The following is a 4,071-nucleotide window of genomic DNA, read 5'->3' on the forward strand; positions in this document are numbered from 1 at the left end:
AGACGATCGGCCAGATGCCCGACGGCGGGGAATTGTTCGTGACCTGGAGCCGCGTGCTGGCACCTCTGGGCTGGCCGCTGCAGGGGCTGGGCGTGATGCCGCAGCTCTGCACCAGCCGGGGCGAGGCCGACCTGGCCCGGCAGTTGCAGGACCTGGCGGCCGGCCAGGACGACATGCGCGATGCTGTTCACGCCGCGCGGGCCGCGCGCTATCCGGTGCCGGTGTCGCGGATCCTGGAGATCCGCAAATTCTGCCCGGCGGCCATCGGCACCGATTCCGACCTGGATGCCGCGCGGTCGCTGCTGGACAATCCGGCGGAATATCGCGCCGCCCTGGACGCCATTCCCGACGAGGGCACCTATGCCCCGCAAACCGAATGACGGCCGGATGGAACGGGACGAGATGACGGAGGGCGGCGGACCATGACCGAGGCCCGGCTGCGTACCAGCCTGTGGGCTGCCGCCGTCATCCGGCAGGCGAACCAGGACGGCCACCCCGCCATGGTGCTGCGCCGCGGTGATGCGGATGCAGGGGGGGTGCTGGCGGTGCTGCTGGGGCGGGACGGACGCCTGTCCGTGCTGAGCCAGACCCGGGCGCCGGACGGGCGTCCGGCCTGGATTCGCGGCACGGGGGTCGAACCGGTCGACCAGCAGGCCGCCGACGCCTATGTCGCCCGCCAGGTAGGCCGCGACCCCGATCTGTGGGTGCTGGAATTCGACGCGCCGAACCTGTTGCCCCCGTTCGAGGCGCTGCTGATCTGACCATGGGCGCTGTGTGCGCTGAGCCACACAACGGGCCGCACAACCTGTTCCACGCGCGGCCGGGCAGCCCATGGATTGCCATAAGCCCATCTTTCGGCAAAAGAAGACGGTGATTGACCGCCCGCAAGGGGGCTCTTACGAGAGACCGCCGGCCGGGCCAGGCATATTCGCTCGACCGGGCGAGACGATCGACGGCGCCCGGCGAAGGGAGAGAACAGGTTATGACATTGCGGCACGGATTGCTTACGGGGTCCTTCCTCGCGGCTTCATGCGCCCTCGGCGCCGTCCTGTCCGTGGCCCCGGCCGCTGCCCAGCCGGTGCAGGGCCTGTATGTCGCCGGCGCCGGCGGGGCCAGCTTCAACCAGGACCAGCGGGTACGGTCCTCGCCCAATTTCCCCGACGGGCGCGACAGCTACCATACCGGCGTCACCGGCATCGGCAGCGTCGGCTGGGGCCTGGGCAACGGCTTCCGCGTGGAAATCGAGGGCAATTACCGCAATAACGGGCTGCAGGGCTTCAATTCGGGCGCAGTGCCCGGCAGCCGGGCCGGCGGGCGCCAGCAGACCTATGGCGTCATGGCCAATGCCCTGTTCGACATGGATATCGGCAAGAGTTGGCTGTTCCCGTATTTCGGCGCAGGCGTCGGCTATGCCTGGCAGGCGATGAATGCCAGCGTCACCGCGCCGAACAACAGCTTCAGCCAGCAGATCGGCGGCACCTACGGCAATTTCGCCTATCAGGGGATCTTCGGCCTGGCCTTCCCGGTGCCGTGGGTGGTCGGGTTGTCGGCCACCGCGGAATACCGGTTCTGGACGATGCTGGGGCCCCAGTCGCACGGCGCGCGCGCGCTGGGCACCATCGGCGGCTATGACATGATGCACCCCTATGGCGCGTCGTCGGGCAATCGCGACACCAAGACCGATTTCAACCATTCCCTGCTGCTGGGCCTGCGCTACGAATTCAATCCGGCGCCCCCGCCGCCGCCGCCCGCGCCCGAACCCGCGGCTCCGGCGCCCGCGCAGAGCCGGACCTATCTGGTGTTCTTCGACTGGGACAAGGCGGCGCTGACCGAGCGTGCCCGCAGCATCGTCGCGGCCGCTGCCCAGGCATCCACCCACACCCAGACGACGCGGATCGAGGTGGACGGCTATACCGACAATTCCGCCGCCCATCCCGGGCCGCGCGGCGCACGCTACAACATGGTGCTGTCGCTGCGCCGCGCCCAGGCGGTGCAGGCCGAACTGGTCCGCGACGGCGTGCCCGGCGCCGCGATCGAGATCCACGGCTTCGGCGAATCGCATCCGCTGGTGCCGACCGGCCCCAACACCCGCGAGCCGCAGAATCGGCGCGTCGAGATCATTCTGAAATAAGTCACGGCCGGGCTCTGCCCGAACCCGCAAGGGGCCATACGGCCCCTTGGACCGGCCAGCTTTGGCCCGGGAGCATGAAAACTCAGGCCAGGCCGGTGAAGAGCGAAGTGGACAGATAGCGTTCGGCGAAGGACGGCGCGATCACCACGATCGTCTTGCCCGCATGTTCCGGCTTCTGGGCCAGTCTTATCCCCGCATGCAGCGCGGCGCCCGAGGAAATGCCGATCGGCACCCCGTCCAGCCGGGCGCAGCGGCGGGCGGCGGCGATCGCCTCGCGCTCGGACACAGTCAACACGCCGTCCAGCGCGGCCAGGTCCAGCGTATGGGGGCAGAAACCCGGGCCGATGCCCTGGATACCGTGGGGGCCGGCCTCGTCCCCGCTCAGGACCGCGCTTTCGACCGGTTCGACGCCGTAGACCGCCAGCCCCTCCTTGCGCGGCTTCAGCGCATGGGCGATGCCGCTGGCGGTGCCGCCAGTACCCAGGCCTGCCACGACGATATCCACCGTACCCTCGGTGTCGGCCCAGATCTCCTCGGCCGTGGTGGCGGCATGAATGGCGGGATTATCGGGATTGTCGAACTGGCGCGGCATCCAGGCATGGGGCGTCTTCTTCAGGATGTCCTCGGCCCGGGCGATCGCGCCGGCCATGCCCAGCCGCGCCGGCGTCAATTCCAGTTCGGCATCTAGCAGGCGCAGCATCTTGCGTCGTTCGACCGACGCGCCCTCGGGCATGGTGACGATCAGCCGGTATCCCCGCGCCACGGCGACGAAAGCCAGCGAAATGCCGGTATTGCCCGAGGTCGGCTCGACCAGCACCGTCTTGCCGGGCACGATCTCCCCCCGCCGTTCGGCGGCCAGCACCATGGCCGCGCCGATCCGGTCCTTGACCGAGGCCAGCGGGTTGAAGAATTCCAGCTTCAGCAAAATGCGGCTGGTCAGTTCGTCCTCACGCGTCAGGTGCGGCAACCCGACCAGCGGCGTGCCGCCGACCGTATCGACGATCGAATCGTACACCCGGCCCCTGGGATGGGCCAGGCCCAGCCGGTCTTCATCCGCCATCGTCATCTCCCCTTCGCCTGCATCACGGCCGTTCCGGCAATCGCACCGTTCCATATTCCCCGGCACGGCCCCTGACGCGGATTTAATCGCAATCATGGAGATAATCCACCATCATACCGAACAGAAACGTGGATCATCGTCCCCGTTCCTGTTAGATTTCCGCCATTAACCCTGCGCCGGGCCGCCCGCGCGCCGGATCGGACACACGGCAGGACAGGAGAGAACGGGGATGCTGCTTCGGCGTGACAGGGCGATGATCGCGGTCCTTATCATGCTGGATGTCGCGTTTCATGCCGGGCGAAGCGGCACGGTCAGCGCCGCCGACATCGCCGAGCGCGCGGGCCTGGCGCGACGCGGCATCGAACCGCTGCTGCAGACCCTGTCGCGTTCCGGGCTGCTGGAGAGCGTGCGCGGGCCGCGCGGCGGCTACCGCCTGGGCCGCCCACGCCGGGACATCACGCTGGCCGATATCGTCGATACCGCCACCGCAGACGATTCGTCGACCGATGACGGCCCGGCCGGCGCGCTGTTCGCCAAGGTGATCGAACCCTGCTGGCAGAAGCTGGATGACGCGGTATCCGGCCAGTGCCGCAAGCTGACCCTGGACGATCTGGTCCGCCGCGCCGAGTCCAGCGGCATGCGCCGCCCGCTGGCCGAGCCGATCACCTTTTCGATCTGACCGGGTCAATCTGATCCGGTCTGGTTGATCGGATCTGACGGCCGGCGGTGGCGCCGGCCTTAGTGATGCTCTTAGTGATGCTGGCCGGTTAGTGATGCTGGACGGTGTGCGTCGTCCGGCGACGCGCCGTCTTCTTCTTGACCGGCGCGGGTGGCGGCGGTGCGGTGACGGCGGGGGTCGGCACCACGACGCCCGTGGCGT

General features: G+C 68.7%; 4 protein-coding genes and 1 pseudogene. 4 read left to right on the forward strand and 1 reads right to left on the reverse strand.

Annotated features, from left to right (window positions below):
* From HUK84_RS11695 to HUK84_RS11705, 3 genes and pseudogenes are all read left to right on the forward strand, one after another.
* Positions 1-380: pseudogene (locus HUK84_RS11695) on the forward strand (S41 family peptidase); the annotation flags it as partial.
* Positions 381-422: 42 nt separating this feature from the next.
* A complete protein-coding gene (locus tag HUK84_RS11700; RefSeq protein WP_176640449.1) occupies positions 423-761 on the forward strand; it encodes a DUF1491 family protein in 339 nt (112 codons plus the stop codon).
* A 221-nt stretch (positions 762-982) separates the two neighbouring features.
* Positions 983-2,131, forward strand: coding sequence for an OmpA family protein (locus HUK84_RS11705; protein ID WP_176640450.1), 1,149 nt, complete (start codon positions 983-985; stop codon positions 2,129-2,131).
* 82 nt (positions 2,132-2,213) lie between these two features.
* Here HUK84_RS11705 and cysK read toward each other — a convergent pair whose 3' ends face one another.
* Complete coding sequence (cysK, locus tag HUK84_RS11710) at positions 2,214-3,197, reverse strand: cysteine synthase A (protein ID WP_176640451.1); 984 nt, start codon at positions 3,195-3,197, stop codon at positions 2,214-2,216.
* Between the two features lie 223 nt (positions 3,198-3,420).
* On the opposite strand from cysK, the gene HUK84_RS11715 reads away from it, so the two are divergent.
* Positions 3,421-3,870, forward strand: coding sequence for an RrF2 family transcriptional regulator (locus HUK84_RS11715; protein ID WP_176640452.1), 450 nt, complete (start codon positions 3,421-3,423; stop codon positions 3,868-3,870).
* Positions 3,871-4,071: the final 201 nt, after the last annotated feature.

Source organism: Nguyenibacter vanlangensis, assembly GCF_013376155.1.
Lineage (GTDB): Bacteria > Pseudomonadota > Alphaproteobacteria > Acetobacterales > Acetobacteraceae > Gluconacetobacter > Gluconacetobacter vanlangensis.

What these genes read in the sequence shown, in the direction of transcription:
- HUK84_RS11700 (WP_176640449.1), top strand. Translation starts at nt 423, where the DNA reads ATGACCGAGGCCCGGCTGCGTACCAGCCTGTGGGCTGCCGCCGTCATC.
- HUK84_RS11705 (WP_176640450.1), top strand. Translation starts at nt 983, where the DNA reads ATGACATTGCGGCACGGATTGCTTACGGGGTCCTTCCTCGCGGCTTCA.
- cysK (WP_176640451.1), bottom strand. Translation starts at nt 3,197, where the DNA reads ATGACGATGGCGGATGAAGACCGGCTGGGCCTGGCCCATCCCAGGGGC.
- HUK84_RS11715 (WP_176640452.1), top strand. Translation starts at nt 3,421, where the DNA reads ATGCTGCTTCGGCGTGACAGGGCGATGATCGCGGTCCTTATCATGCTG.